This window comes from Nocardia donostiensis (genome assembly GCF_002081715.1).
GTDB lineage: Bacteria > Actinomycetota > Actinomycetes > Mycobacteriales > Mycobacteriaceae > Nocardia > Nocardia donostiensis.
The window spans coordinates 59679-86337 of sequence record NZ_MUKP01000021.1 but is presented as its reverse complement, the minus strand read 5'-3'; the positions used below and the strand labels follow the sequence as shown (position 1 = coordinate 86337).

General features: G+C 67.3%; 22 protein-coding genes. 6 read left to right on the top strand and 16 right to left on the bottom strand.

Going from position 1 to position 26659, the window contains the following annotated elements; translation table 11 throughout:
- Window positions 1-13 precede the first annotated feature (13 nt).
- Window positions 14-718, top strand: a complete 705-nt coding sequence (locus B0T44_RS15600; protein WP_077121860.1) for a heme-binding beta-barrel domain-containing protein — start codon at window positions 14-16, stop codon at window positions 716-718.
- Between the two features lie 260 nt (window positions 719-978).
- Here the strand turns inward: B0T44_RS15600 and B0T44_RS15595 are convergent, their stop codons facing one another.
- The 5 genes from B0T44_RS15595 to B0T44_RS15575 all read right to left on the bottom strand — a co-directional run bounded on the left by B0T44_RS15595 (window position 979) and on the right by B0T44_RS15575 (window position 8425).
- A complete protein-coding gene (locus B0T44_RS15595) occupies window positions 979-2850 on the bottom strand; it encodes an ATP-binding cassette domain-containing protein (protein ID WP_081512187.1) in 1872 nt (623 codons plus the stop codon).
- Entirely contained in the window at window positions 2847-4820 is a 1974-nt protein-coding gene (locus B0T44_RS15590) for an ABC transporter ATP-binding protein/permease (protein WP_077115685.1), read from the bottom strand. Before B0T44_RS15590 ends, B0T44_RS15595 begins: the two co-directional genes overlap by 4 nt.
- 4 nt (window positions 4821-4824) lie before the next feature.
- The gene (gene cydB, locus B0T44_RS15585) at window positions 4825-5868 is read right to left on the bottom strand and encodes a cytochrome d ubiquinol oxidase subunit II (RefSeq protein WP_077115684.1); all 1044 of its coding nucleotides are present in this window, start codon (window positions 5866-5868) and stop codon (window positions 4825-4827) included.
- Window positions 5869-5877: 9 nt separating this feature from the next.
- Window positions 5878-7371 (bottom strand): cytochrome ubiquinol oxidase subunit I, encoded by a 1494-nt coding sequence (locus B0T44_RS15580; RefSeq protein ID WP_077115683.1) that lies wholly within the window; start codon window positions 7369-7371, stop codon window positions 5878-5880.
- A gap of 133 nt (window positions 7372-7504) precedes the next feature.
- Complete coding sequence (locus tag B0T44_RS15575; protein WP_077115682.1) at window positions 7505-8425, bottom strand: aminodeoxychorismate lyase; 921 nt, start codon at window positions 8423-8425, stop codon at window positions 7505-7507.
- A gap of 94 nt (window positions 8426-8519) precedes the next feature.
- Here B0T44_RS15575 and B0T44_RS15570 point away from each other — a divergent pair, with 94 nt between their 5' ends.
- Window positions 8520-8924: a sterol carrier family protein gene (locus B0T44_RS15570; RefSeq protein ID WP_077115681.1), complete on the top strand. Its 405-nt coding sequence runs from the start codon at window positions 8520-8522 to the stop codon at window positions 8922-8924.
- On the opposite strand, the gene B0T44_RS15565 is transcribed toward B0T44_RS15570, so the two are convergent.
- Window positions 8912-10267 carry a YhgE/Pip domain-containing protein gene (locus tag B0T44_RS15565; RefSeq protein ID WP_254893684.1) on the bottom strand — a complete coding sequence of 452 codons (1356 nt, stop codon included), beginning with the start codon at window positions 10265-10267 and terminating at the stop codon, window positions 8912-8914. The genes B0T44_RS15570 and B0T44_RS15565 overlap by 13 nt on opposite strands.
- Before the next feature lie 142 nt (window positions 10268-10409).
- Between B0T44_RS15565 and purF the strand changes: the two genes are divergently transcribed.
- On the top strand, window positions 10410-12053 hold the full coding sequence (gene purF, locus B0T44_RS15560; RefSeq protein WP_081512190.1) for an amidophosphoribosyltransferase: 1644 nt from the start codon (window positions 10410-10412) through the stop codon (window positions 12051-12053).
- A gap of 140 nt (window positions 12054-12193) precedes the next feature.
- Complete coding sequence (gene purM / locus B0T44_RS15555) at window positions 12194-13273, top strand: phosphoribosylformylglycinamidine cyclo-ligase (protein WP_077115680.1); 1080 nt, start codon at window positions 12194-12196, stop codon at window positions 13271-13273.
- Window positions 13274-13849: 576 nt separating this feature from the next.
- On the opposite strand, the gene B0T44_RS15550 is transcribed toward purM, so the two are convergent.
- From B0T44_RS15550 to purL, 7 genes are all read right to left on the bottom strand, one after another.
- Window positions 13850-14059 carry a DUF3073 domain-containing protein gene (locus B0T44_RS15550; RefSeq protein ID WP_077115679.1) on the bottom strand — a complete coding sequence of 70 codons (210 nt, stop codon included), beginning with the start codon at window positions 14057-14059 and terminating at the stop codon, window positions 13850-13852.
- 175 nt (window positions 14060-14234) lie between these two features.
- Entirely contained in the window at window positions 14235-15188 is a 954-nt protein-coding gene (locus tag B0T44_RS15545; protein WP_077115678.1) for an asparaginase, read from the bottom strand.
- Entirely contained in the window at window positions 15185-15865 is a 681-nt protein-coding gene (locus tag B0T44_RS15540; protein WP_077115677.1) for an MOSC domain-containing protein, read from the bottom strand. The genes B0T44_RS15545 and B0T44_RS15540 overlap by 4 nt, the downstream gene beginning before the upstream one ends.
- 204 nt (window positions 15866-16069) lie before the next feature.
- Window positions 16070-17185, bottom strand: coding sequence for a CAF17-like 4Fe-4S cluster assembly/insertion protein YgfZ (gene ygfZ / locus B0T44_RS15535; protein WP_077115676.1), 1116 nt, complete (start codon window positions 17183-17185; stop codon window positions 16070-16072).
- 106 nt (window positions 17186-17291) lie between these two features.
- A complete protein-coding gene (locus B0T44_RS15530) occupies window positions 17292-17939 on the bottom strand; it encodes a CPBP family intramembrane glutamic endopeptidase (protein WP_077115675.1) in 648 nt (215 codons plus the stop codon).
- Window positions 17936-19672 (bottom strand): alpha/beta hydrolase, encoded by a 1737-nt coding sequence (locus B0T44_RS15525; protein WP_077115674.1) that lies wholly within the window; start codon window positions 19670-19672, stop codon window positions 17936-17938. Before B0T44_RS15525 ends, B0T44_RS15530 begins: the two co-directional genes overlap by 4 nt.
- Window positions 19673-19738: 66 nt before the next feature.
- Window positions 19739-22063: a phosphoribosylformylglycinamidine synthase subunit PurL gene (gene purL / locus B0T44_RS15520; RefSeq protein WP_175647969.1), complete on the bottom strand. Its 2325-nt coding sequence runs from the start codon at window positions 22061-22063 to the stop codon at window positions 19739-19741.
- A 131-nt stretch (window positions 22064-22194) separates the two neighbouring features.
- On the opposite strand from purL, the gene B0T44_RS15515 reads away from it, so the two are divergent.
- Window positions 22195-23478, top strand: a complete 1284-nt coding sequence (locus B0T44_RS15515; RefSeq protein WP_081512186.1) for a glycosyltransferase 87 family protein — start codon at window positions 22195-22197, stop codon at window positions 23476-23478.
- Here B0T44_RS15515 and B0T44_RS15510 read toward each other — a convergent pair.
- From B0T44_RS15510 to purS, 3 genes are all read right to left on the bottom strand, one after another.
- A complete protein-coding gene (locus B0T44_RS15510; protein ID WP_077115672.1) occupies window positions 23427-24719 on the bottom strand; it encodes a M18 family aminopeptidase in 1293 nt (430 codons plus the stop codon). The two genes, B0T44_RS15515 and B0T44_RS15510, sit on opposite strands and share 52 nt — an antisense overlap.
- A 254-nt stretch (window positions 24720-24973) precedes the next feature.
- A complete protein-coding gene (gene purQ / locus B0T44_RS15505; RefSeq protein ID WP_077115671.1) occupies window positions 24974-25651 on the bottom strand; it encodes a phosphoribosylformylglycinamidine synthase subunit PurQ in 678 nt (225 codons plus the stop codon).
- Entirely contained in the window at window positions 25648-25884 is a 237-nt protein-coding gene (purS, locus tag B0T44_RS15500) for a phosphoribosylformylglycinamidine synthase subunit PurS (protein ID WP_077115670.1), read from the bottom strand. Before purS ends, purQ begins: the two co-directional genes overlap by 4 nt.
- Before the next feature lie 128 nt (window positions 25885-26012).
- Here purS and B0T44_RS15495 point away from each other — a divergent pair, with 128 nt between their 5' ends.
- Window positions 26013-26657: an MBL fold metallo-hydrolase gene (locus B0T44_RS15495; RefSeq protein WP_077115669.1), complete on the top strand. Its 645-nt coding sequence runs from the start codon at window positions 26013-26015 to the stop codon at window positions 26655-26657.
- The last annotated feature ends 2 nt before the right edge of the window (window positions 26658-26659 follow it).

Genomic DNA, 26659 nt, shown 5'->3' with positions numbered 1-26659 from the left:
TGTTCACCGAGTCATGAGCGAACTCGCGAGCGAAGGTTCCGATCCGGCCGAGCGAGCGAGCGAAAACATGAACGGAGACGCTCCGGCTGACCGGCGTACCCCCAGCGGCGACCAAGCGGTGGCCGATGCGGCCGAACGGGCGAAAACGACCGGCGGCCGCAATATCCCGGTGCTGCCGGACCTACCGCTGCCCGACGATACGGCGAATCTGCGCCTCGGCCCGGACCTGAGCTCGGCCATGCTGGCGCTGCTGCCGATGGTCGGTGTATGGCGCGGTACCGGTGAGGGCAACGACCCGGAGCGCGGCGACTACCACTTCGGCCAGCAGATCGTGGTGTCACACGACGGCGGGGACTATCTGGCCTGGGAGTCGCGGTCCTGGGTGATCGAATCCGACGGCAGCTACGGCGGCCCGGATCTGCGGGAGACCGGCTATTGGCGCGTCGGCACCGACGGCGACGACGAGGTCATCGAACTACTGCTCACCCACAGCTCGGGCGTTGTCGAGCTGTTCTACGGGCAGGCCCTCACTCAGGCATCGTGGGAATTGGCCACCGATGTGGTGATCCGCAGCCAGTCCGGCGCGGTGGTCGGCGGCGCCAAACGGCTCTACGGGATCGTCGAGGGGGGCGACCTGGCGTATGTGGAAGAGCGGGTTGTCGCTGACGGGCCGCTGCAGCCGCGCCTGTCCGCTCGTCTGCAGCGCTATATCGGCTGATTCGTTCCCCTCTGGAACCCGCCCGGTTTTCCCCGGAAACAGGACGACCCCCGAGCCGTAACGATGCGGGCTTACCTGCACCGATCTCGATCGGACAAGACCGAGGACTCGGGGGCCGGGTGACTGCCTGGGATTCGCTACGCGCTCCGCGAACGGAATCTCCAGCAGCGGTGGCGCTAGCGGACAGCCACCTCACGTGTCCTATAGGCGTAACAGCCATTCATATCTTGGACCACCTCCTTCCTTGTGTACTCACGAACTTAGTCAGCGGCAGCGCCGGTCGGCAACGGAATTTCCTGCACCGTCACGCCCACTGCCGATGGCTGCGGAAAGAAGGCCCTGACCTGGCCTGATCCGTCGACACGGAGGACCATGTCCGCCTTGTGGTTCACCGGGAGCTGATGGGTGACCACCACCACCTGCCGCTCCGGAGCGACCATGCCGCTGTCCGCGTCCAACAGAGCGCGCAGCAGCACCGCGCCCGTATCGGCCTCGAGATGTTCGGTGGGCTCGTCCAGCAGCAGCACCCGCGCAGGTGAAATCAGCGCCCGTGCGAGCAGGATCCGCCGCCGCTGCCCGCCGGACACCGCGGCCGCCCCGCCCACCAGATCGGTATGCACACCGTCGGGCAGCGAATCCAGCCACGCCCCCAGCCCCACCGCGCGCAGCGCCTGTTCGGCCTCCGCGGCGCCGAGGTCGCCGCGCGCGACCCGCAGGTTCTCCAGCACACTGGTGCCGAACAGGTGCGCGTCCTCGGCGAAGAACGTCACCCCGGGGACAGGTCGGTCGAACAGCCCAGCCCACGCCATCAGCAGGGTCGTCTTACCCGCACCACTCGGGCCGACGATCACGATGCGACGGGCGTCGGGCAGTTCCGGAATGCGCCATGGGCCCGAACCGACATTGCCGATGAGCGCCCCGTCGACGAGTGTGTCCGCCGTCCGCGGCACCGCGGGGACAGCATCAGGGCGGGGGTTCTCCGGCTCGACCTCATGCGCCGAGCGCGCGTCCGATGACACGGCATGGGTACGGGCGCCGTCTCGTTGGGTGTCGCGGGTCGGATGTGCGTCTGTTGACGAACGAAGCTCCGTCATGTTGTCCGCTGGGGCCTGGACCTCCTCGATGCGGTGCAGTGCGGCACGGGCGGTGGTGAGGGTTTGGGCGGCGGCGGGCAAGGTGCCGACTGCCTCGAAGGCCGAGAGCGGCAACAGCACCAGGACCGCCAAGGCCATCGGCGACATCGCGCCCGGATCGCCGCCGCTGGGGCCATACAGGGTGATCCCGATGAGCAGCGCGCCGAGCACGCTCGCCCCGATCGATAGCGGGATCGCGGCGGCCGAGGAGGCGCTGCGTGCGGCCGCGGCGTCCTCGGCGACGACAGCGCGGCGTCCGGCCGCAGCGGCAGCGACCAAGGCGCCGTCGAGCCTGCCCGCAACCCGTAGTTCCGCGGCATGGTCGAGCACGGTCATCGCCTGCGCGGTGAATTCGGCGCGGTCGGCGCGCACCGCGCGTTCGGCGTCGGCGGCGGCGCGCGCCGACAGCCAGGGCGCGGCGATACCGGAAACCGCGAGCGCCGCGGCGAGAATCACCGCCGCCGCGGGTGAGATAACGGCCAGCAGGGCAACCGCGGCCACCGCCAGCACCACCGCTACCGCGATCGGCACGAACGCGCGCACCACCACCGCACCGAGATCATCGATATCGCTGCCCATCCGCACCAGCACATCGCCGCGACGCAACCGCGCGGCATCGCTTGCCGACTCGTGCGGGGATGTTCCGTCGGCCGTATCAGAATGCCGGTCCCGCCGCGGCAGCCACAGCGGGGACCGGGCGAGCGCACGATAGGTCGAGGCGCGGGCCTCGGTCATCGCCCGCAGCGCGACATCATGGGTGGCGAGCCGCTCCAGATACCGGCACAGCCCGCGCGAAATACCCAGCGCCCGCACCGCCACTACGGCCACGGTCAGGTCCAGCACGGGCGGCATCTGCCAGGCCCGCGCGATCAACCACGCCGCGAGCGCGGCCAAACCGAGACCGCTGCCCAGCGCGAGCACACCCCAGCCGACCGACACTGCGACCCGCCATCTCGACAGCCGCAGCAAACGCCACATGCGGCCGATATCGGAAGTCATGGCCTTGCCTCCGTGGGGAGGGTTGCTCGGACGGTGACGACATGGTCGGCGGTGACCAGCAGGGACGGGCGGTGGGCTACGACGATCACGGTTGCGCCCGCTTTGGCGCGAGCGGTCAACGCGGAGGTGACCGCGAGCTCGCTGGCGGGGTCCAGGTGAGCGGTGGGTTCGTCCAGCAGCAGGATCGGACGGTCTGCGGCGAGCACCCGGGTCAAGGCCAATCGCTGGCGCTGACCGAGGGAAAGCCCCGCCCCACCCGGACCGACGACGGTGTCCCACCGGTCAGGTAGGGCGTCGAGCACCGCATCGAAGCCTGTGGCGGCGCACGCTTCCTCGAGTTCACTCAATACCCGGGCCGCACCACGCGCAGCGGGTCCGGACACCCGTGCACCGAGCAGCTCCAGATTTTCCCGCAGCGTCCCGGGAACCAGCACCGGCCGCTGCGGCAGCCACGCCACCCGCGACCACCACTGCTGCGAATCCAGTTCGCGCACATCGACGCCATCGACCCGCACCGAGCCCCCGTCCGGCTCGAGCAAACCCAAGATCGCCTGCAGCACCGTCGACTTCCCGCTGCCGTTGGGTCCGGTGAGCATCGTCACCGTGCCCGGACGCAGCACCGCCGACAAACCGTCCGGGGCGAAACCGTCCCTGGCGGCGAGCGTGAGATTCCGCAATTCGATCGTGCCGATGGCAGGTGTACCGGGTGCCGGAACCGCTCGCACGCTGTCGTCGTGCCCGTACCCAGCTCGCGGTTCCCGAGCCGGCGCTGCGACATCTGATCGCCGCACGCCGGGAGCGGTGCCGTTCACAGCGGTCTTATCAGGGAGCTCCACTCGGCTGCGGCTCCGCGCCCCTTCCGCGCTCGCGTTCTCCAGTCCTGTGAGGCCCAGCTCTTCCGCCGCGTCGTCATCAGCCGAACCTGTGCCGCCCTGAGCGAGCCCGGTGGCAGAGCCGGGAACACCGGCCGTGCGCCGCGGCGGATCCAGGACGGCGAAAGCCTTGTCGGCCGCCGCCATACCGTCTTCGGCAGCGTGGAAACGTTCGCCGACGGTTCGCAGCGGCAGGTACACCTCCGGTGCCAGCACCAGCGCGACGATGCCCGCGTACAGGCTCATCTCACCGAACACCAGCCGCAGGCCGATCGATACGGCGACCAGCGCGACCGACAGGGTCGCCAGCAGTTCCAGCACCATCGAGGACAGGAACGCGATCCGCAGCGCGCTCATGGTGCGCTCGCGCAGGGTGTCGCTGAGTTCGCGTACCCGTCCCTGCATGGTCGAGGTCGTCGAACCCAGGGTGGGGTCGGCGGATTCCCGGCCGAGGGCGCGCAGGGTCGGCATACCGGCGAAGAGGTCGAGCAGCTGATCCGATAGGCGGGTGGTGGCGTCGAGAGTTGCGCGGGCGCGGCCTTCGGTGAGCAGGCCGATCAGGATCATGAAGATCGGGATCAGCGGCAATGTGATGACGACGATGATGCCGGAGGTCAGGTCGTGCACCGCGATAACGGCCAGCACCACCGGCGGCACCGCGACCGCGAGCAGCAGCGCGGGCAGATACCCGGTGAGGTAGCCGCGCAGTCCGCTCAACCCGGTGCCCACCACGACCGCGAGTTCGGTACGGCGGCTGTCCAACTCTCGTGGCGGTAGTTGCGCGCCCGCCGCGAGCACCGACTGTTCCAGCTCGGCGACCACCGTCGCGCCCGCGCGGTGGGCGATTCTGGATTGCGTCCACGTGGCGAGGACGCGAATACCGATCGCGAGCGTGAGCACGATCAGCTCGACTGTCCAGGCGCTGATCTCGCGTCGAGACGGGTCGGTGATCACCCCGGCCAGCACCCGCCCGAGCGCTATTGCCGCGACGACGATCGCGACCGTGATGATCAGCGAAAGACCGACGCTGCCCACCAGATAGCGACGGGCCGAACGCGCATACCGCCACAGACGCGGGTCGACGGGCGGGCGGGCCATGGTGCTACTCCTCGACAGGACGGGGTGTAGGGCTGGGGCTGAGACCGATACCGGGCGGGATGTGGTCGACGGTAATGCGTTTACGGAACACCCAGTACGTCCAGCCCTGGTACCCGAGCACTACGGGTGTCACCAGCAGCGCAGCCCAGCTCATCACCTTCAGGGTGTAGGGCGTGGACGAGGCATTGGCGACGGTCAGGCTGAACGCCGCGTCGATCGTGGACGGCAGTACGTCCGGGAACAGCGAACCGAACAGCAGCGTCGATGCGGCGGCCACGGTCAGCGCGGTACCGGTGAACGCCCAGCCGTCCCGGTGTGCGAGGCAAGCCGCCGCGCCACCGACCAGACCGAGCACGGCGAGACCGAGCGGGATCCAGGTCCAGTCGGTGCCGTAGGCCAGCTGGGTCCACAACCCGAACCCGCCGACGACCAGCGCGGTCGGAGCCAGCAGCAGCCGTGCGGCGCGGTGTGCGTCGGCACGCACTTCGCCGCCGGTCTTCAAGCTCACGAATACTGCACCGTGCAGGACGAACAGCAGACCTGTTGTGAGCGCGCCGAGCAATGCGTACGGGCTGAGCAGATCCAGCACCGAGCCGACGATCTGTTTGTCTTCGTTCAACGGCACCCCGCGCACCAGGTTGGCGAATACCCAACCCCAAGCCATGGCGGGCACCCAGGAGCCGATACCGATACCGAGATCGCAGCGGGCCCGCCACACCGGGTCGTCGATCTTGCCCCGGTATTCGATGGCACACACCCGCAGGATCAACGCCACCAGCAGGATCAGCAGTGCGAAATAAAGCCCGGAGAACATGCTCGCGTACCACTCCGGGAAGGCGGCGAACATGGCACCGGCCGCGGTGATCAGCCACACCTCGTTGCCGTCCCATACCGGTCCGATGGTGTTGATGAGCACGCGCCGCCGGACGTCGGAACCCCTGCCGAGGATCGGCATCAGCATGCCGACGCCGAAGTCGAAGCCCTCCAGCACGAAGTAGCCGGTGAACAGGACGCCGATCAGAACGAACCAGAACTCTTGCAGATTCATCGTCGGCTCCTAGTAGGCGAACGAGAGTTGTTCGACGGCAGGCTTTTCCGCGCGGTTTTCGGTTCCGGGATCGTCATCCGGCCCGCGGTCGGGCACCGGTTCGGGTGGCCGCTCCGGTCCTTCGATCGTGTAGCGGCGGATCAGGTAGAACCAGACCACCGCGAGCAGGCCGTACACCACCGTGAAGGTGATCAGCGAGGCCACCACGGTTCCGGTCGCGTGATCGGAGACACCCTCCTGCACGGTGAGCCGCAGATTCGGGTCGCCGGTGGGATTGGGCACGACAACCCAGGGTTGGCGTCCCATTTCGGTGAACACCCAGCCCGCAGCATTGGCCAGGAACGGTGTCGGGATGGCGAGCAGGCTCAGCCATTGGAACCACCGCTGGTGCGGGACCCGGCCGCGGCGGGTCAGCCACAGTCCGATGAAGACCAGCAGTGCGGAACCGCCTGCCAGGCCGATCATCGCGCGGAACGACCAATAGGTGACGAACAGGTTGGGCCGGTAGTCTCCCGGCCCGAATTTCTCGTTGAACGCGGCCTGCAGATCGACCACGCCGTCGAGGGTGACATCGGTGAATTTGCCTTCGGCCAGCCACGGCAGTACGAACGGCACCTCGATCAGATGGGTGACGCTGTCGCAGTTGTTGTGGGTGCCGACGGTGAGCACCGAGAAACTGGGGTCGGTTGCGGTGTGGCACAGCGATTCCGCCGACGCCATCTTCATCGGCTGTTGTTCGAACATCAGCTTGCCCTGGACGTCGCCGGTGTAGACCAGGGCGAGCCCGGCGAGCACACAGATCAGCAGCGAGACCCGGGCGACCGGACGCCATACGGTGCGCGCCTCGGCGAGTTTCGCCTCGTCACCGCTGCGCGCGTTACGCACCATCCACCAGCCTGCGATACCGGCGACGAAGGTGGCCGCTGTGAGGAACGACCCCGCCACGACGTGCGGGAACGCCACGAGCGCTGTGTTGTTGGTGAGCAGTTCGACGATGCTGGTCAGCTCGGCGCGACCGGTTTCCGGGTTGTATCTGGCCCCGACCGGATGCTGCATGAACGAGTTGGCGGCGACGATGAAGTACGCCGAGGCGTTCACCCCGAGCGCGACTATCCAGATCGTGGCCAGATGCACCAGTTTCGGGAGTCTGGTCCAGCCGAAGATCCACAGTCCGATGAACGTCGACTCCATGAAGAAGGCGACCAGGCCCTCCAGGGCGAGTGGTGCACCGAACACGTCGCCGACGAAGCGGGAGTATTCGCTCCAGTTCATCCCGAACTGGAATTCCTGGACGATGCCGGTCGCGACGCCGAGGGCGAAGTTGATCAGGAACAGTTTGCCGAAGAATTTGGTCAGCCGGTACCAATGGTCCTTGCCGGTGACCACCCAGGCGGTCTGCATACCGGCAACCAGCGGCGCCAAACCGATCGTGAGCGGCACGAACAAGAAGTGGTAGACGGTCGTGATGCCGAACTGCCATCGCGAGACGTCCAAGGCGCTCACACCGACCTCCTGGGGATCTACGACGTATCGTAGTAAAGCCTACGCGGCCAGGGAGGACGGTCAACGTGTCGCGCGACACGAGACGCTCGGTCTCTTACCAGGATTCAGTTATGGGCGCGAGAACACAGCACACTCACCAGTCGCCGATAGCGCCTGCTCGCTCAATACCTCGATCAACCAGTTCGACGATCTCCTCGGCATTGTCCGGGGCCGACATCCGCAACCCGTCCAACGAGTTCACCCGCGCCGCCAGTGTGACGCTCGACAACATCCAGATGCTGTCACAGGTGAGCAGATCGGCGGTGAACAGCGGCTCGTACTTACAGTCGTAACCCGCCCGCTCCGCCTCGGCGAACAGAGCACGCTGGGTGACACCGGGCAGCACGCCGTTCTTGGCAGGCGGGGTGATCAGCTGCTTGTCCCGGGCGATGACCACCGTCGAACGCGGTCCCTCCAGTACCCGGTTCTCGGTGCTGGTGAAGATCACATCCTGGGCACCCATCCTGGCCGCGAAACGCAACGCCGCCATATTGGTCGCATATGACAGCGTCTTCGCGCCGAGCAACTGCCACGGCGCCGCCTGCGCGAGATCGATCGAGATACCGCGCGCGAGCGTCACCACCGAAATGCCCTCGGCCCTGGCCTTGGCCACCCGCTCGGACACGCCGGAGACCAGCACATATGAGGTCGGCACCGGCACGGTGTCGGACAGTTCGCCGGAGGTCACCGCCGAGCGCGGGTTGTCGGTCGCGGGTTCGCGGCCGCGGGTGAGCACCAGCCGCATCATGCCCTCGCGTTCGGCGCCCCATTCCTGCGCCGCCTGCTCGACGGCGTTGCGCCAGCGCCCCAGTTCGGGCTCGGGTAGATCGAGCGCCTGCGCGGAGCGGCGTAGCCGGGCCAGATGAAATTCGAGCGCGCATACCGTACCGTCGCGCACCAGCACCGTCTCGAAAACGCCGTCGCCGCGCAACACGCCGATATCGTCGGCAAACAACAACGGCGCGTCCGGGTTTCGGACCGTGCCGTCGAGTGTGACAAGAACTCGATCTACCATGCGTTTGAGACTAGGCCAACACGACGGTCGATGAAGGGCTACAACCCGCCCAGTTGTGGACAATCCCGCCCCCGCCCGTCGATACAGTCGAACCGTGGCGCGACGAACGACGATCGACCCGGGCGAGTTGCGGGCAGCGGTGTCAGCCCTGACCGAATGGCTACATGACGAAACGGCCCCCGCCCCGACCCGGACAGAACTCGCCGCCGCGGTGCGCGGCACGGCGCGGGCATTTGCCGCCGCGGCGCCCGGGCATTCGGTGGAGGTGCGGATACCACCGTTCGTTGCAGTGCAGTGCATAGCCGGTCCTCGCCATACCCGCGGCAACCCGCCCAACGTCGTCGAAACCGATCCGCGCACCTGGCTGCTGCTGGCAACCGGCCTGCTGGATTTTCCCACGGCCCACGAACGCGGCACGCTCACCGCATCAGGTAACCGGGCAGGTGATATCGCACGCTGGTTGCCGGTGCTGCGGGTTGACCCCGCTCACGAGGACTGAGCAGGCGCCTCCGCCGACTCGGCGGCCGAGTTCCGGCCCTGCCGGTACAGTCCCTTGCGGTCGTAGAACCGGGTGATCACCGCCCCGAACACCAGTCCGATCGCCAGGCCGAGCAATGCCATCCAGGTGCCGCGCCCGAGCCCGGCGTCGAACCCCGCATCGAAATACAGGATCGACCTGACACCGAGGAAAACCTGGTGCATCGGCTCGAACACGGCCAGCCAGTGGAAGTAGGCGGGCGTCGCCTCGATGGGCACCGTACCGCCCGATGACGGCAGGCCGAGCACGATGAACAGGATCAGGTTCACCAGCAGCCCGGCCGTACCGATGGCGGCGAGCACCGACAGCCCGGTCACACCCACCGCGATTATCGCCAGCGCGCTGTAGAGGAACAGCGCCGTCGGATGCGCAACCGGCATATTCAACAGTTTCGCCACCCCGAGGAATACCAGCGAAACGATATTCGCGCTGACCACCATCACACCCCACTTGATCAGCAAGGTACGAAACCGGGAGATCGGCGTCGGCGGGAAATGCACGTACCACGGCCCGTACTCGGTGGGCACGAAACCGAGCGCGGCATCGACCATGGTGTGGATCACCATCGCGCCGATCATGCCCGCCAATAGCAGCAACAGCGCGTAGAAGAAGGCGCTCAACCCTTGCCCGGTGCCGCCGGGCAGCGGGCGGTACTGGCTGACGACCACCTCGACCGGTTCGGCGAGCGCCAGCCGGGCCGCGCCACTCGGCTCCGGACTCGGCGCTGCCCCTGGCTCCGGCGCCAGCTGCTTGTTCACCTGATCGGTGAGCTGCCTGCCGACCTGCTTGTTCACCTCGTCCATCGCTTCGTCGGCGATCCGCAGCACGATCTGCGTCCCGTAGGTGCCCGCTCGTGGGTTGGTCTGCACGGTGATGATCGGGCGTTCGATATCTCCGGGTATGACGCTGCCCACTCCGAGGATGCCGAGACGTTTGCTGAAATCGCTCGGAATGATGATGGTGCCGTACACCTGACCGGTGCGCATCTGCCGCTCGGCCTCGTTGATGCCCACCAGCCGCAGATCGACCTTGCCCTCGGGCAGCCCATCAGCCAGCGCGTCGGCGAGCTGTGTGCCGTAGTTCACCTGTTCGCGAGCGTCCGGGGGGCCGGTGACGTCACCCACATCCTGATTGACCAGCGCAATCGGGAAATCGCGCAGGTTCTTCTCCGGATCGGCGACGTAATCGAGATACATCACCCCGAACAAGGCGGTGAGCAAGGTGAGTACGCCGACCGGGAGCCAGATACGTAACCGCAGGTGGCGCTGCGGCCCGCCTTTCACGGCACTATCGGTACTCGTCACGAAACGCACGGTAACAGCAGCGACGGCCTGTTCGGCCGCACCGACATGTGATTGCTGTCCGGATGCGGCAGCGGTGTTCGCTGCGGCGTCGGCACCCGTAGAATGGCTGCAGCCCCCAGCCCGCCCGATCAGGGAGCACACGGTGACCAACGCCGACCAACCGGTTGTCAGCATTCCCACCCCAATTCCCGCTAATTCCGACCTTCCGGCTTTCCCGAGCACCACGGATTCCGTCGAGAACGAACCACGCGAAGAGTGTGGCGTCTTCGGTGTCTGGGCCCCAGGGGAGGACGTGGCAAAGCTCACCTACTACGGCCTGTACGCACTGCAGCATCGCGGCCAGGAAGCCGCGGGCATCGCGGTCGCCGACGGTTCACAGGTACTGGTGTTCAAGGATCTCGGGCTGGTCAGCCAGGTCTTCGACGAGCAGACCCTCGCCGCGATGCCGGGCCATGTCGCCATCGGCCATTGCCGCTACTCCACCACCGGCGCCACCACGTGGGAGAACGCGCAGCCGATCTTCCGCACCACCGCCGTGGGTTCCGGACTCGCCCTCGGGCACAACGGGAACCTGGTCAACGCCGCCGAATTAGCCAACCGGGCAAGCGAACTCGGCCTGCTCAGCGGCCTGGCGCGGGAAGGAAGGCCCGGACCGGTCGCAGCGACCTCGGATTCGGATGTGATGACCGCGCTGCTGGCGCACGCCGCCGCCGATTCGAGTATCGAGCAGGCCGCGATGCAGCTGCTGCCCACCCTGCGGGGTGCGTTCTGCCTCACCTTCATGGACGAGCACACCCTCTATGCCGCGCGCGACCCGCACGGAGTCCGGCCGCTGTGCCTGGGCAGGCTGGACCGGGGCTGGGTGGTTGCCAGCGAAACCGCCGCGCTCGATATCGTCGGCGCCTCCTTCGTCCGGGAGATCGAGCCTGGTGAGCTGCTGGCCATCGACGCCGACGGCGTACGGTCGCTGCGGTTCGCCAACCCGGAGCCGAAGGGCTGTGTTTTCGAGTACGTGTACCTGGCCCGTCCGGACAGCACCATTTCCGGGCGTTCGGTACACGCCACCCGCGTCGAGATCGGCCGCAGGCTCGCCGACGAGCATCCCGTGGACGCCGACCTGGTGATCCCGGTACCGGAGTCTGGCACGCCCGCCGCCGTCGGTTACGCGCAGGGCTCCGGTGTGCCCTACGGCCAGGGCCTGATGAAAAACGCCTACGTCGGCCGCACCTTCATCCAGCCGAGTCAGACCATCCGCCAGCTGGGCATCCGCCTCAAACTCAACCCGCTGCGCGAGGTGATCCGCGGTAAACGGCTCATCGTGGTCGACGACTCCATCGTGCGCGGCAACACCCAGCGCGCGCTGATCCGGATGCTGCGCGAAGCAGGCGCGCTGGAAATCCATGTGCGCATCGCCTCACCTCCGGTGAAATGGCCGTGCTTCTACGGGATCGACTTCGCCTCCCGCGCCGAGTTGATCGCCAACGGCACGGGCTCCGACACCGACGAAACCGATCCGGATTCGCCCGCGGTACGGGAGATGGTGGAGGGTGTGCGCCGCTCGATCGGCGCCGACACCCTCGGCTATATCTCGATCGACGGCATGATCGCAGCCACCGAACAGCCGCGGACCCGGTTGTGCTGCGCCTGTTTCGACGGCAACTACCCCATCCCGCTCCCGTCGGAAACCGCGATCGGCAAGAACGTGCTGGAGGGGATGCTGCGTGGACGTTCCGAAGCCCAACTGCTGAGCGAGAACGCCAATGCCAGCGCGCTGAGCCGTCCCTGACCCACGGCCCGCCCCGGTCGGCCGCACGCCGCACCAGGTACCGGTGATAGCGAATCGGCACCGGTGTGTAGTCGTAATCCGGCTCCGGTAGCGTGATCAGGCAATCTATCCGCCGATTCGGTTTGGAGCTATCCCCGAAAATGACTGAGCAGACCCCCAGTGGCGCCGGTGCCTCGTATGCCGAGGCCGGCGTGGACATCGAGGCCGGTGACCGGGCAGTCGAATTGTTCGCCCCACTGGCACGCAAGGCCAGCCGTCCGGAGGTCCAGGGTGGGCTGGGCGGTTTCGCCGGGTTGTTCGCGTTGAAGGGGAACTACCGGGAGCCGCTGCTCGCCTCGTCCACCGACGGCGTCGGCACCAAGATCGCGGTCGCTCAGGCGCTGGACAAACACGACACCATCGGGCTGGACCTGGTCGCCATGGTCGTCGACGATCTCGTCGTATGCGGCGCCGAGCCACTGTTCCTGCAGGACTACATCGCGGTCGGCAAAGTTGTCCCGGAGCGAGTCGCCGAACTGGTCTCCGGTATCGCCGACGGCTGTGTGCAGGCGGGCTGCGCCCTGCTGGGCGGGGAAACCGCCGAACATCCAGGTCTCATGGACCCGGACAACTACGACCTGTCTGCGACGGGTATCGGCGTCGTCGAAGCCGAAGAAGTGCTCGGCCCCGATCGGGTGCGCCCCGGTGACGTGGTGATCGCCATGGGTTCCTCCGGCCTGCACTCCAATGGCTACAGCCTCGCCCGCAAAGTGCTGCTCGAGATCGACCGGATGTCGCTCACCGGGCATGTCGAGGAGTTCGGCCGCACCCTCGGCGAGGAACTGCTCGAACCCACCCGCATCTACGCCAAGGACTGCTTGGCGCTGGTCGCCGAAACCGATGTGCGCACCTTCGCCCATATCACCGGCGGCGGGTTGGCCTCGAACCTGGCGCGGGTACTGCCCGCGGGCCTGGTCGCCGAACTCGACCGGGGCACCTGGAACCCGGCGCCGGTGTTCAAGATGATCGCCCAGCGCGGCCGCGTCGAACGCGCCGAAATGGAGAAGACGTTCAACATGGGGGTCGGCATGGTTGCCGTGGTGGCGCCGGAGGACGTCGACCGGGCGCTGGCGGTGCTCACCGCCCGGCATATCGAATGCTGGACCCTCGGCAGCGTGAAGAAGGCCAAGGACGCGGGTGCCGAGCGGGTGTTACTGGTGGGCGACCACCCGCGATTCTGACGGGTAACGGGATTGTCGGCGGTCGAGCCTTCCGGGCTCGGCCGCCGAGTCCGTATCCGTGCGCTGACGACGGATTTCGATCGAAGAACAGATACCGGCCACCCGGCGTATCCGAGATACCGGCCCGGTGTCGGACACACAGCCGAAGATACGGTTACCGCCCTTAGTCTCGCCGACCCTCAGCACGGGTTCCCGCGATAAGCATCGGTTCGTCAGGCTTGCCGAACGCGGTCTACAGTCGGTTGATCGCACCGAACCTAGGACCGATCGGCAATAGCGAACACCAATCACAGGGCGGGGAGCGTCGCCCTGCCCGCTGCCGTCGAACGGCGGCGGCGCAGCGGCTGGGCACCCGGCCCGCAACGGCAACCGAGCACCGACCCGCACCCGATCACACCCACCGCTGCTACAGGCGGATGAGCCCGGGGACAGGTGGAGAACGGTAGGTACGCGAAGAGCGCCGATCATCGATCGGCGCTCGTCGCTTCTGCGAACCTCGCCGCCCGGCAGTGCAAACCCGGTGTACGAAGGAAGGGGGAGGCCGACGGCCTCCCCCTTCGACGTGTGTACACCGAGTCAGCGGCGCCAGTCGTCGTAGTCTTCGTCCTCGTTCCAGCGGGACAAAGAGTCGTCTGCGTCGTGCTCATCCGACAGAACGCCACTCCGTCGGGAGTTGGCGCTGCCGGACAGCTCGCGCTGAAGGCTCGCGAAGTCGGTCGTCGGCGAGCTGTACTTCAGCTCGCGAGCAACCTTGGTCTGCTTTGCCTTAGCCCGGCCACGACCCATGGCTGACCCCCTCGCGTCACAGCGGGGCGGCCTGGGGATTGGTGGCGGCCCCGTTCGAATTAATACTCTTCCTGACAGACACTCTAGCGCGTGTCGCGCAGTCGTGCCTCCAGGAGTCCTCGATCGGATACCGAAGCGAGGCCGTTTGCCGGTGTTTCGCCATGACCCTACCGTCCTACACCACCCCAGGTATGGCGCGTATCACACCAACGCGGGCGCCACCGCCCAGTACCGGGGGTGCCGCGAGGGCCGCAAGGGAATCGTTCCAATCCACCCCCATTCGATGCAGAATCGCCAGTGTCAACGGCATTCTCGCGCGCTCGGCGCCGTCGTCGATCTTGTACGCGAACGCCGTTCCGTCCGGCAGTGCTCCCGCGTGCACACCATCGGCGCCGATTTTGCAGACCAAACCCGGCACCGCGTCCATAGTCAGCAGGTCCACGCCATTCGTGCCCGAAATCACTCGCGGATGCGCCCGGATGGCGTCCGCGACTCGACGTGGCGGTGTCCCTGGTTCCGCGGTGGCCAGCAACGCGAAGGAACGAGCCAGGTTGACCAGGGCAACCGGGATGATGGGCAGCCCACATCCGTCGATCCCCAGATCGGTTTCCGGTTCCCCGGTGAGCTCGGCCACCGTCGCGCACACCGCCTGCTGCAAGGGGTGCGCACTGTCCAGATAACCGGACACCGGCCAACCGTTGATGGCGCAAGTGGCCAACATCGCCGCGTGTTTGCCCGAGCAGTTCATGTAGACCCGGCGCGGCTGCTGTTGCCGGTGCAGCGCCGCGGCCCGCGCTCGTTCGTCGGTCGGCAGATCCGGCGGGCAGCCCAGATCGTCTTCGGTAAATCCGAACCGGTCGAGCAACCGCTGAACCAGGGCGATATGGTCCGGCTCACCCGCATGAGAGGCGGTGGCGATGGCCAGTTCGGCGTCGTCGACAGGTTCGAAGCCGTGCCGCAGCAGGGTGAGCGCCTGCATCGGTTTGTTCGCCGAACGCGGATAGATCGGGAGGTGCACTTCGCCGACCTCGAACATGGGTTCACCGCCGGCGCCGATGATCACCACCGATCCGCGGTGCACGCATTCCCGGAAACCCGACCGCACCACCTCGACCAGTTCGACGCTCATGACTGCGCTCCCCGCGACGATTCCTCGGCCGGGACCGACCGACGGCTGCGGTGCCGGTCGATCAGTATCCGGATGGTGTCGGAGATAGTCGGCTCGTCGGTGAGCAGGCGCGTCAGCCGCTCGGAGTCGGCGCCGGTGAACACGTCACGGACGGTGACCCGGTGTTCCGGCACGTACACCACCTCGGCGGTGTCGCCTGCCGCGATCGTTCCCTCGGTGCGGACCCGGAAATAACATCCGGTGTTCGCGCGCAGGGTGAAGCGTTTCACCCACTGCCGTTCCCCTGACCAGTGCCCGAACGTGGCGCACGGCACCCGCGGCCCGCTCACCTCCAGCACGGTATCGCCGATGGCCAGCCGTGCACCGAGCACCGCGTCACTGATCGGCAGCCCTGCGATGCGCAGGTTCTCCCCGAACCACCCGTTCGCCAGCTCACGACCCAGTTCCCCGGTCCAGCGGCGCGCGTCTTCCTCGGCATAGGCGTAGACCGCCTGATTCACCCCGCCATGATATTTCGTATCGCAGACGTAATCGCCGTCGAGCCCGAGCCTGCCAACCCGCACCCGCCCAGCGACCGGCCGCTTATCGATCGCGGTACGCCCGACCCGCCCAGGAACCGTCAACTCCTCGTGCACCGTGCACACAGCCAGGACCCGACCGGTATCACCTACTCGCATCTACTGCCCTCCCACTCGATGTCCATAAGCGCACGGCCGGAGCGAAGACAGATGCCTGTCCCGGGGCGCAGGCGCAGGTACGCAAGCCACACGCCCAGAGCAAAGGCGGTAGCTAGGTAGACCCCGCCCAGCCGCACAAATACGGGAGGTACACATAAAAGCGCATGGCCGGAGCGAAGGCGGAGGTACGCGTACGCGCATGCGTCAGCGGCCGCGCAGGCGTTCGACGGCGAGACGACCGGCCTGCGGGGTGTCGTCGTGCTGATCGGAGTCTGGATCGATAGCGGCAGCCATGGGGCCCGCCTCGAGCTTCGCGTCGGCGGGTACGGCACGCTTGACCAGGGCCAGAGCAATCGGGCCGAGCTCGTAGTGGTCGATGATGGTGCCGAGCCTGCCGACCGCCCGGCCGCCCGCGGTGATCGGGTCGCCGGTAACGGGACGGTCGTCGGCGGAACCGTCGAGGTGCAGCAAGACCAGCCGGCGGGGCGGTTTACCGAGGTTGTGCACGCGGGCGACGGTTTCCTGGCCGCGGTAGCAGCCCTTGTCCAAATGAACCGCGCCGTGCTCGGCTGGTCCGCCGATCCAGCGGGCCTCATGTGGGATGGTGCGCTCGTCGGTGTCCATACCGATCCGAGGCCGCAGCGCGGCAACACGCAACGCTTCGAACGCCCACAATCCGGCGGCCTCAGCGCCCGCCTCGGTCAGCGCCGTCCACCAGCGCAGCAAATCGGCGCGCGGAACGATCAGATCGAACGAATCGGGGGTCGGCCACGGCATCCGGCGCAGGAATCCGCCGCCGGGCAGCGCGACCGCGCCATAGGTGTCCGGCAGCGCCTCGATCCCCAGGGCGGGCAGCAGCGTATCCGTCCGGGGGCCCAGCAGGCTCAGCACGGCGTAATCGGTGGCCTCCTGAGGTTTGGCATCGGCCCAGAAGACCATCTTGGTGAGGAAGTCCAGCAGCGCGGACCCACGATCGGCCTCGGTATCGACCCATACCGTGCCGTCCAACTCGGTGAGCACGAAATGGTGCTGCACCCGGCCGTTCAGATCGAGGTCCAGATTCTCCGCCGACTCGCCGTCGGCCAGCGCGGCCACATGCTGGCTGGAAACGGTGTGCAACCAGCTGAGCCGTTCCGCGCCGCTAATGGTGAACACGAAACGGTGCGACCGATCCACAATCGCAACCCGCTCCACCGCGGCCCGCTGTTCGGCAAAAGGATCACCGTAATGCCAGGCGACAGCGGCGTCGGGGGATTCGGGTACTGCGGCGACAGCTCCCGGAACACCAAGGACAGGACTGGGTGCAGCGACCACGGACACACCTCCACTGTAAGCGTGTCCACCGACAATCACCGGAACCGGGTTGCTGTGTTCATGGCCGCGACTCCATCACGGCGGGGTTTGCGACCCCCTTGTGGCTCGCGTTTCAGCCCTCACGACTCGCGCCCGCTGTGTTGATCGGCGTGCTGGCTCGCGCGGCGATGACGCCGCCCGCGTTTACGGCCCAGTGCAGGAGCGCGGGAGCGGTTGCGCTGTCGGTGTGTCTGCGCAACCAGCCGAACAGCAGGCCCGTGCAAGAGGTGAACGCGATGGTGGCTGTGACGCTGTCACCCGCGACCCGGGCGGGGTGGATATGCCACAAACCGAAGGCGACCGCGCCGGTCACCATGCCGAGCCGGGGGCCGAAGGCGCTGATCAGCAAGGGGTTCAGGGTGCCGCGGAAGATCAGTTCCTCGGAGTAGACGGTGCCGACGGGTATGTGCAGCGCGATCCATTCCGCGGCGCCGACCTCGGGCGCGCGGTTACCGAAGCCGCTGATGATGCGTCTGGTCGTCGGAAACGCCACCGCGGCCCCGTACCCGACGGCCACCGCACTGGCGCAGCCGAGCCCGTAGCGCAGCCCGCGTACTGATATCCAGTTCGGCCGAGCAGCGAAGGCGAACGCGTATACCGTTGCGGCGGACGCGTTCGCGACAGTGCGCCCGCGCACATCCAACCCGAGCCGCGGCAGTAATCCATTGCTCCACAGCAGCGGCGTGCCCAGCGCGGCGGCGACTCGGAGTGCGCGATTCACTTGACCTCTCGTTCGTATGCTTCGGACGCCTCGATCTCCAACCGGATACGTTCGCGCAGTTCGGCGTTCCAGTCCGGCGGCGGCGCGATGGCGGCCCAGCCGTCGAGCACCAGGCTGCCGTACCGGTGCCCGTGTCCGTCGTTGACTCCTTGGGCGTTGGTCAGATCGGCGGTCACCTGCCAGAACGTGACGAACGGCGCCCAGCGCATCTGCGGGGACACATCGGAGCCGCGCGGTTCGGACAGCCAATCCGGTTGGGAGAAGATCAGATCGGGCGACCACCAGACGATCGGATCAGAGGGATGTTGCAGGTAGGCGATCCGCGGGGCCCGCCATTCCGGGCCGGGATACGCGAGATCGGCCTTATCGGCGGCGAACCGGACCACCAGGCCGTCAGCGTACACCGGCTGCACCTCGCGGGAGCCCGGATCGCGGCGGGTGACGAACTGACGCCACAGCCGGTTCGAATTGGGCGGGCCAACCCATAGCGCGCCGTCCACTTCGGAACGCAGTTCGGCGAGCCCGTCGAACGCTGCCTCCGAACCCTGTGACCCGAGGCTTTCGCCGTACACGAGCAGTTTCGGCCGCTGCTGCGGCAGGCGCGCCGACCAGTGCCGGTGCACCGCGTCGAACAACTCCTTGCCCGCGGCCGCTGCCTTGCCGCGGTCGGCCAGGAACGACAGCACACTGGGCAGATACGAGTACTGGGTGGCGACGATCGCCGTATCGCCGCCGTACATGTATTCGATCGCGCCTGCCGCCATCCCGTTGACCCAACCGGTTCCGGTGGTGGTGACCACCACGAGCACTTTTCGGTCGAACGCGCCCGCGCGCTCCAATTCGGCGACGGCGAGTTCGGCCTGGGTCTGATCGCCCTTCGCCGATTCCAACCCGACATATGCGCGGATCGGTTCTACCGCGGGTTTCCCGGTGACCCAGGCGATACGTTCCGCGTCGGGGCCGTGCGAAACGAACCAGCGCCCCTCGAACCCGAGCGTGTCCCATTTCGCCAGTGACTCCGGGCTGCCCGACTTCTCCGGAAGCGTGGGCTGCACCGCGAACTCAGAGGTGTGGTCGTTGCGCACACTGAACGCTGAATTGGCCACGGCGAAGAACGCGCGCGAGGCCACACCGTTGAACAGTGTCACGACCAGCAGCACCAGCACCAGGAACCCGGCCGAGGGTGCGAGCTCACGTGGCACCCGCACCCAGCGGTTGAGCTGCCGGGCCAAGAACCGGACGATTTCGCGCACCGTCCGGTATCCGGCCACCACCAGAACACCGACAGCCAGGCTCAGCCCGCCGGTGCGCAGATAGGCAGGCGTCGTGGTGCCCTCCATGCCCATCAGCGTGGTGATCGCCCGCTGCCAGCGCGCCGACTGCACCAGCATGTAGGCGGCGCCGACCACAACGGTGAGCAGGATGGCGCTTTTGACCGCGTAGCGAGCCCAGGTGGGCGGCGCCGGGATACGGGTCAGCCGTGGACGGATCCACAGCCGGAACAACCATTCCAGCACGCATCCGACGCCGTAGCCGATCGCCGCGTTGATCCCACTGATCAGGCCCTGGAACATCCAGTCTCGCGGTACCAGCGACGGTGTCACCGACAGGACGAAGAACACCGTGGCGACCACGAGCCCGACATAGTTCAGGTCGATGATCTCCTCGGCCCGCCGCACCACGGCGACGCCGCGTTTACGCAGCCTCGTCAAGGTATCGGCGGTTTCCAGCATTACGACAGTATGGCCGTCGCAGCCGAACTGCGGGGGCGGCGGTGTTCGCGGTGCAGGTCCAGCGGTTCAGGCGGACACGTCGCCGAACAGCTTCGGCAAAGCGCCCTCATGGGCGGCGCGCAGTTCATCCAGGGGAACGGAGAACTGGCCCTGCACCTCGATCGAATCGGCGCCCTGGTCCACCACGCCGATCCTCACCCAGGGCAGCTCCCGAGCCGAGCACATGCGGGTGAACCGGGTCTCTTCCGACCGGGGCACCGCGACCAGCACCCGCCCTGCGGACTCGGAGAACAGCATCACGAACGGATCGCTGTCCTCGGGGAGCAGGATGCGGCAACCTGTTTCGCCGGCCAGCGCGGCTTCGACCACGGCTTGGGCGAGCCCGCCCTCGGACAGGTCGTGCGCCGCGTTGATCATGCCGTCGCGCGAACCTGCGGTGAGCACATCGGCGAGCAGCTTCTCCCGCTGGAAATCGACTTTCGGCGGTGTACCGCCGAGATGATCATGGGCGACCTGCGACCAGATCGAGCCGCCGAATTCGGCGGCGGTGTCGCCGAGCAGGATCAGCGTCTCGCCCGGTTCCAGCCCGAAACCGGTCGGGATGCGCCGGTGCACATCGTCGATGACGCCGAGCACGCCGACCACCGGGGTGGGCAGGATGGCGTCCTGTCCGGTCTGGTTGTAGAAGCTGACGTTACCGCCGGTCACCGGGATGCCCAGCGCCACACAGCCGTCGGCGAGACCGCGCACGGCCTGCTGGAACTGCCACATGACGCCCGGGTCTTCGGGGGAACCGAAGTTGAGGCAGTTGGTGACGGCCTTGGGAGTAGCGCCGGTGGTGGCAACGTTGCGGTAGGCCTCGGCCAGCGCCAGCTGCGCGCCGGTGTACGGGTCGAGTTTGGTGTAGCGGCCCGACGCGTCGGTGGCCAGCGCGATACCGCGGCCGGTCGCCTCGTCGATCCGGATGACGCCCGCGTCCGCGTATTCGGCGAGCACCGTGTTGCCGCGCACGTACCGGTCGTACTGCTCGGTGATCCATTTGCGGCTGCACAGCTGCGGGCTCGACACCATCGTCAGCAGCGTCTCGCGCAGTTCGTCAGCTGTTTTCGGCCGGGGCAGCCGGTCCGGGGTGTCCGCGATCAGCGCGTCCTGCTCTTCGGGGCGGCGTACGGGCCGCTCGTAGACCGGGCCCTCGTGCGCGACGGTGCGCGGCGGTACGTCCACCACGGTTTCGTCGTGCCACCGGATGATCAGCCGGTCGCCGTCGGTGACCTCACCGATCACGGTGGCCAGCACATCCCATTTACGGCAGACCTCGAGGAACGCGTCCACGTTGTCCGGGGTGACGACCGCGCACATACGTTCCTGCGATTCGCTGGCCAGTACCTCGGCGGGGGTCATGTTCGCGGCGCGCAGTGGTACCTGGTCCAGGTCGATGCGCATACCGCCGTCACCGGCGGCGGCGAGCTCGGAGGTGGCGCAGGCCAGGCCCGCGCCACCGAGGTCCTGGATGCCGACGACCAGCCCGGCCGAATACAGCTCCAAGCAGCATTCGATCAGCACCTTCTCGGTGAAGGGGTCGCCGACCTGCACGCTGGGCAGCTTTTTGCGGCCCGCGCCGGATTCGTCGCCGTCGAAGGTCTCCGACGCCAGCACGGAGACACCACCGATACCGTCCAGACCGGTGCGCGCCCCGAACAGGATGATCTTGTTACCGGCACCGGACGCGAACGCCAGATGCAGGTCCTCCACCCGCATTACACCCGCACACAGCGCATTGACCAGCGGGTTGCCCTGATATGAGGCGTCGAACACGGTTTCGCCGCCGATATTGGGCAGGCCGAGCGAATTTCCGTAACCGCCGATCCCGCGCACCACACCGTCGACCACGCGCCGGGTGTCCGGATGGTCGGGGGCGCCGAAGCGCAGCTGGTCCATCACCGCGATCGGTCGCGCGCCCATCGCCATGATGTCGCGCACGATACCGCCGACACCGGTGGCAGCGCCCTGATACGGCTCCACATAGGACGGATGGTTGTGGCTTTCCACCTTGAAGGTGACCGCCCAGCCGTCGCCTACATCGACCACGCCCGCGTTCTCGCCGATACCGGCCAGCATCGACGAACGCATCTCGTCGGTGGTCGTCTGGCCGAAATAGCGCAGATGCACCTTCGACGATTTATACGAGCAGTGCTCGCTCCACATCACCGAGTACATGGCCAGCTCGGCGTCGGTTGGCCTGCGCCCGAGGATCTCCTTGATCCGGGCGTACTCGTCGTCCTTGAGGCCGAGCTCCTTATACGGCTGCGACGTATCCGGAGTGGCTGCGGCGGTGGCGACCGTGTCGAGGAGCTCAGTCACGGGATTACCAGGGTCCTTTCGGCCAGGCATGCGAAGACAACCTGCGTAACCGGGCAGCGATGCGCCGGTGTTGCTGGATTGCCGCGAGATACGGCGGCAAGTCTACTGCCGGGGAAAACCCGGTCGCCCCTGGGCCGGGCAAGCACCGCTAATCTGTCCCGGTGGAAGATCGATCGGGGGTTTCGGAGTCGGCGCAGCAGCCGGTCATCGGCGCGGACCCGCGACCGGTCCCGCCGGACCCGGCTCTTGCCCGCCGCGGGGGCTGGCTTGCGGGCGCACTCGCCCTGTTCCTGGTGTCGGCCCTGGTCTCTTTCCTGGCCAACTGGTGGAACGGCTATATCGACCTACAGGTCTACCGAAACGGCGCCCAGGTGTGGCTGGACGGCGGCGAACTGTACGGGCCGATGCCGGAGGTCTTCGGTATCGGGCTGCCGTTCACCTATCCCCCGCTGGCCGCGCTGTTCTTCGCCCCGCTCGCGCTGATACCGCTCGGCCTGGCCGAGGCGGTGGTACTGGCTAGTTCGGTGCTCAGCCTCGGCATCACGCTGTGGCTGGTGCTCGCCCGACTGCGTCCCCAACTGGACCGCACCACGGTGCTGCCGCTGGTGATCGCGGCCGTCGCGCTGGCGCAGGTGTTCGAACCCGTGCGCCAGACCTTCGGATTCGGTCAGGTCAACCTGGTGCTGATGGCCGTGGTCGCCCTGGACTGCCTGGTCGCCAAACCATTCTGGCCACGCGGTCTGCTGATCGGCATCGCGGTGTCGGTGAAACTGATCCCCGCCGGATATCTGCTCTTCTTCCTGCTGCGCCGGGACTGGAAGGCGGCGGGCACGCTGGTCGCCGCCGCGTTCGGCGCGATCGGGCTGGGGTTCGTGCTGTTTCCGAGCGATTCGACCGAATACTGGTTCCACACACTGCCCGATACCGGCCGTATCGGGCCGCCGTATTACGCGGGCAACCAGTCCATCAAGGGCCTGGCGTTCCGCCTCGGTGTCTCCGATTCCCTGGCGACCATGATCTGGATTTCGCTCTCGCTGGTCGCGCTCGCGCTGGCAGCGGTGTGGATGCACCGGCTGCTCGCGGCGGACGCCACCGTCTCCGCGCTGCTGGTGAATGCGGCCGCGATCCTGCTGGTGTCGCCGGTGTCCTGGTCGCATCACTGGGTGTGGGTGGCCCCGATGTTGCTGGTGGCCGCCGAGGCGATCGCCACCGGGCGCCGCAACCGGCTGTTCGTCGGCTCGGTCGCGGCGCTGGGCATCATGTTCCTGATCGGCCCGCATTGGCTGCTGCCGCACCAGCGCGACCGGGAACTCGACTGGTCGTGGTGGGAGCAGATCGTCGGCAGCAGCTATGTGATCGCCACGTTCGCGGTGCTGGTGATCGCGGTAATCGCCTACCGACCGGCAGTTTCCGGGGTGAGGAACGCGGCGAGCGCGGCCGCGTAGTCGGCGATATCGGCAACACCCATCAGCTCGCGCGCCGAATGCATCGCCAGCTGCGGCGCGCCGACATCGACGGTCGGTATACCGGTGCGGGCGGCGGTCATCGGGCCGACGGTCGACCCGCACGGCAGATCCGCCCGGTGCACATAACGCTGCAGCCGCACCCCGGCCTGATCACAGGCAAGGGCGAACGCGCCCGCCCCGGTGGCGTCGGTGGCGTAGCGCAGATTCTGGTTCACCTTCAGCACCGGCCCACCGTTGATCTGAATGTGATGCGCGGGTTCGTGCCGGTCCGGATAGTTGGGGTGGGTCGCATGCGCCATATCGCCGGAGGCGCAGACCGAACCCGCCAGCGCGGCCAGGTAGTCGGCGCGGCCGCCGCCGCGGGCCAGCACGATCCGCTCCAGCACGGTCGGCAGCAGCTCGGATTGGGCGCCGCGGTCGGACTGGCTGCCCACTTCCTCATGGTCGAACATGGCCAGCACCGGCACCGCCGCGCCCGGGGTGTCGACGGCAGCCAGGAAGGCCCGCAGCCCTGCATAGCAGGTGCCCTGATTGTCCAGCCGGGGTGCACTGACCAGGTCCCGGTCGCGGCCGATGATGTGGCTGGGGGACAGATCGTGGGTCATCAGTTCCCAGCCGAGCACGCTGTCCGGGTCGATACCGGCATGTTCGGCGACGAACGCCAGGAATGAGCGCGGTTCGTCACCGACTCCCCAGATCGCATTGACATGCCGTTGCGGGTCCGGGCTGACCCCGCGCCGGTCCTCCGACAGGTGGATCGCGAGCTGCGGCACCCGCAGGATCGGCTCGTTGATCCGCACCAACCGCTCGCTGACGGTATCGCCCGCACGCACGCTGAGCCGCCCGGAGATGCCCAGGTCACGATCGAGCCAGGAGTTCAGCCAGGCACCGCCATAGGGTTCCAGCCCGACCAGCTGCCAGCCCGCCGACACCAGATCCGGGTGCTGTTTGACCCGCAGATTGGGGCTGTCGGTATGCGCCCCGACCACCCGGAACGGGGTGGCGCGATGAGCGTCGGCCCACGCCACCAGTGAGCCGCCGCGCACCACGTAATGCCTGCCGCGCCCGTTCTGCGGCCACGGCTGGGTCTCGTCGAGCCGGGTGAAACCGTGCTCGTCCAAGTCCTGCGCCACGGTGTGGCACACATGGAACGGTGACGGGGATTCATCGATGAACGCGCACAGCCCGACAGCGGAGGCCGCGGTGACAGAAACCGACATACCCCGATCCTAGGCAGCAGTACCCATCCGCCAGCCGACCCTCGCCGGACGGAATACGTCGCGGACCGGCTGAGGCTTCCTCGCTACCGCGATACACGAAAACCTGTTCTGGATGGCGAAACGACCGCCGGCACCGAGGTGGTGTCCATAACGCCCACGCACTGCGACGCGGTGCCCGGCGGGCGTGCTCCAGCGAGAATTGTTCGGCCCAGGGTTGCCCGGCCGGCGAACGTAAGTTTGCGGACGGGCTCGTGTCAGGCGGTTACGAGGGTGTCCAGCACCGAAAGGAACAGGCCGAGCCCGTCGTCGCTGGGACCGGTGAGCGGCTCGGTGGCGTGCTCCGGATGCGGCATCAGGCCGACGACGCGCCCGTTGGCGGAGGCGATACCGGCGATACCGCGCTGCGAGCCGTTGGGGTTGTCGCTTGCGTAGCGGAACACCACCCGGCCTTCGCTTTCCAGTTCGTCGAGCACCCGTTCGGACGCCTGGTAGCGGCCCTCACCGGATTTCAACGGCACCAGAATCTGGGCGCCGGGCTCATAACGCGACGTCCACGCGGTGCCCACCGACTCCACCCGCAGCCATTCGTCGCGACAGATGAAATGCAGGCCCTCATTGCGGGTGAGCGCACCCGGCAGCAGCCCTGCCTCACACAACACCTGGAATCCGTTGCAGATACCGAGCACCGGCATACCGTTGTCGGCGGCCCGCACGACCTCGCCCATCACGGGCGCGAAACGCGCGATCGCACCGGCGCGCAGATAGTCGCCGTAGGAGAAGCCTCCGGGCACGATCACCGCGTCGACTTTCTTCAGGTCGGCGTCGGCATGCCACAGGTTCACCGCTTCGGCGCCGGCCAGCCGCACCGCACGCGCGGCGTCCACGTCGTCGAGCGTGCCGGGAAAGGTGATGACCCCGATTCGTGCGCTCATGGGAGGCGAACCACCTTCCATTCCTCGATGACGGTGTTGGCCAGCAGCGATTCGGCAATCTGCTCTAGTTCGGCGTCGCTGATGTCTTCGGCGACCTCGAGCTCGAACCGCTTGCCCTGCCGCACGTCCGAGATGCCCTGGAATCCCAGGCGCGGCAGCGCGCCGACAATGGCCTGCCCCTGCGGATCCAGGATCTCGGCCTTCGGCATCACCTCGACCACGACTCGTGCCACGCTTTGCTCCTCATAAGGGTGAGCCGCGACGGACGCAGATGGCGTCCGAGCGTTGATGGGGGGTACCTGAGCAGCCTAGTCGGCGCGCGAGAACCACAAGAACACACCCCCGCGGCTAGCGTTGGCATATGCGCATAGCCCACTTCGGTCACTCCTGCATCCTGGTCGAATTGAACGGTGTCGAGGTCTTGTTCGACCCCGGCGTCTTCTCGCACGGTTTCGAGGGCATCACCGGGCTGGATGCGATCGCGATCACCCACCAGCATCCCGATCACATCGATCCCGGACGCATCGACGCCCTGATCGAGGCCAACCCGAACGCCAGACTGCTCAGCGATCCGCAGACCGCCCAGCAGCGCGGCGGCCGCTGGGAGGCGGTGCACGCGGGCAACGTCCTCGACATCGACGGCCTCCGCGTCACCGGTGGCGGTGGCAGGCACGCGGTGATCCACCCGGATATTCCGGTGATCGACAACACAGTCTTCCAGCTGGGCACCGCCGACCACCCCGCCCAGCTGGTGCACCCCGGCGATTCGCTCTGGGTACCGCCAACGCCGGTGGACGTCCTCGCCATTCCGGCCGTCGCACCGTGGATGAAGATCAGCGAAGCCGTCGACTACCTACGCGCGGTCGCCCCACGCACTGCCGTCCCGATCCATTACGGCATCGTCGCCGAGCAGGCGCGCGGGATCTACTTCGGCCGTCTGGACGAGATGGGCCCGGAAAATACCGAGTTCAGGGTGATCGAACCCGAGCAGCAGGCCGAGCTCTGAGG

What these genes read in the sequence shown, in the direction of transcription:
- B0T44_RS15590 (WP_077115685.1), bottom strand. Translation starts at nt 4,820, where the DNA reads ATGGCCCGCCCGCCCGTCGACCCGCGTCTGTGGCGGTATGCGCGTTCG.
- purM (WP_077115680.1), top strand. Translation starts at nt 12,194, where the DNA reads ATGACTGAGCAGACCCCCAGTGGCGCCGGTGCCTCGTATGCCGAGGCC.
- purQ (WP_077115671.1), bottom strand. Translation starts at nt 25,651, where the DNA reads ATGAGCGCACGAATCGGGGTCATCACCTTTCCCGGCACGCTCGACGAC.
- B0T44_RS15595 (WP_081512187.1), bottom strand. Translation starts at nt 2,850, where the DNA reads ATGACTTCCGATATCGGCCGCATGTGGCGTTTGCTGCGGCTGTCGAGA.
- B0T44_RS15540 (WP_077115677.1), bottom strand. Translation starts at nt 15,865, where the DNA reads ATGCGAGTAGGTGATACCGGTCGGGTCCTGGCTGTGTGCACGGTGCAC.
- B0T44_RS15525 (WP_077115674.1), bottom strand. Translation starts at nt 19,672, where the DNA reads ATGCTGGAAACCGCCGATACCTTGACGAGGCTGCGTAAACGCGGCGTC.
- B0T44_RS15550 (WP_077115679.1), bottom strand. Translation starts at nt 14,059, where the DNA reads ATGGGTCGTGGCCGGGCTAAGGCAAAGCAGACCAAGGTTGCTCGCGAG.
- B0T44_RS15495 (WP_077115669.1), top strand. Translation starts at nt 26,013, where the DNA reads ATGCGCATAGCCCACTTCGGTCACTCCTGCATCCTGGTCGAATTGAAC.
- cydB (WP_077115684.1), bottom strand. Translation starts at nt 5,868, where the DNA reads ATGAATCTGCAAGAGTTCTGGTTCGTTCTGATCGGCGTCCTGTTCACC.
- B0T44_RS15575 (WP_077115682.1), bottom strand. Translation starts at nt 8,425, where the DNA reads ATGGTAGATCGAGTTCTTGTCACACTCGACGGCACGGTCCGAAACCCG.
- B0T44_RS15510 (WP_077115672.1), bottom strand. Translation starts at nt 24,719, where the DNA reads ATGTCGGTTTCTGTCACCGCGGCCTCCGCTGTCGGGCTGTGCGCGTTC.
- B0T44_RS15600 (WP_077121860.1), top strand. Translation starts at nt 14, where the DNA reads ATGAGCGAACTCGCGAGCGAAGGTTCCGATCCGGCCGAGCGAGCGAGC.
- B0T44_RS15545 (WP_077115678.1), bottom strand. Translation starts at nt 15,188, where the DNA reads ATGAGCGTCGAACTGGTCGAGGTGGTGCGGTCGGGTTTCCGGGAATGC.
- purL (WP_175647969.1), bottom strand. Translation starts at nt 22,063, where the DNA reads ATGCCTGGCCGAAAGGACCCTGGTAATCCCGTGACTGAGCTCCTCGAC.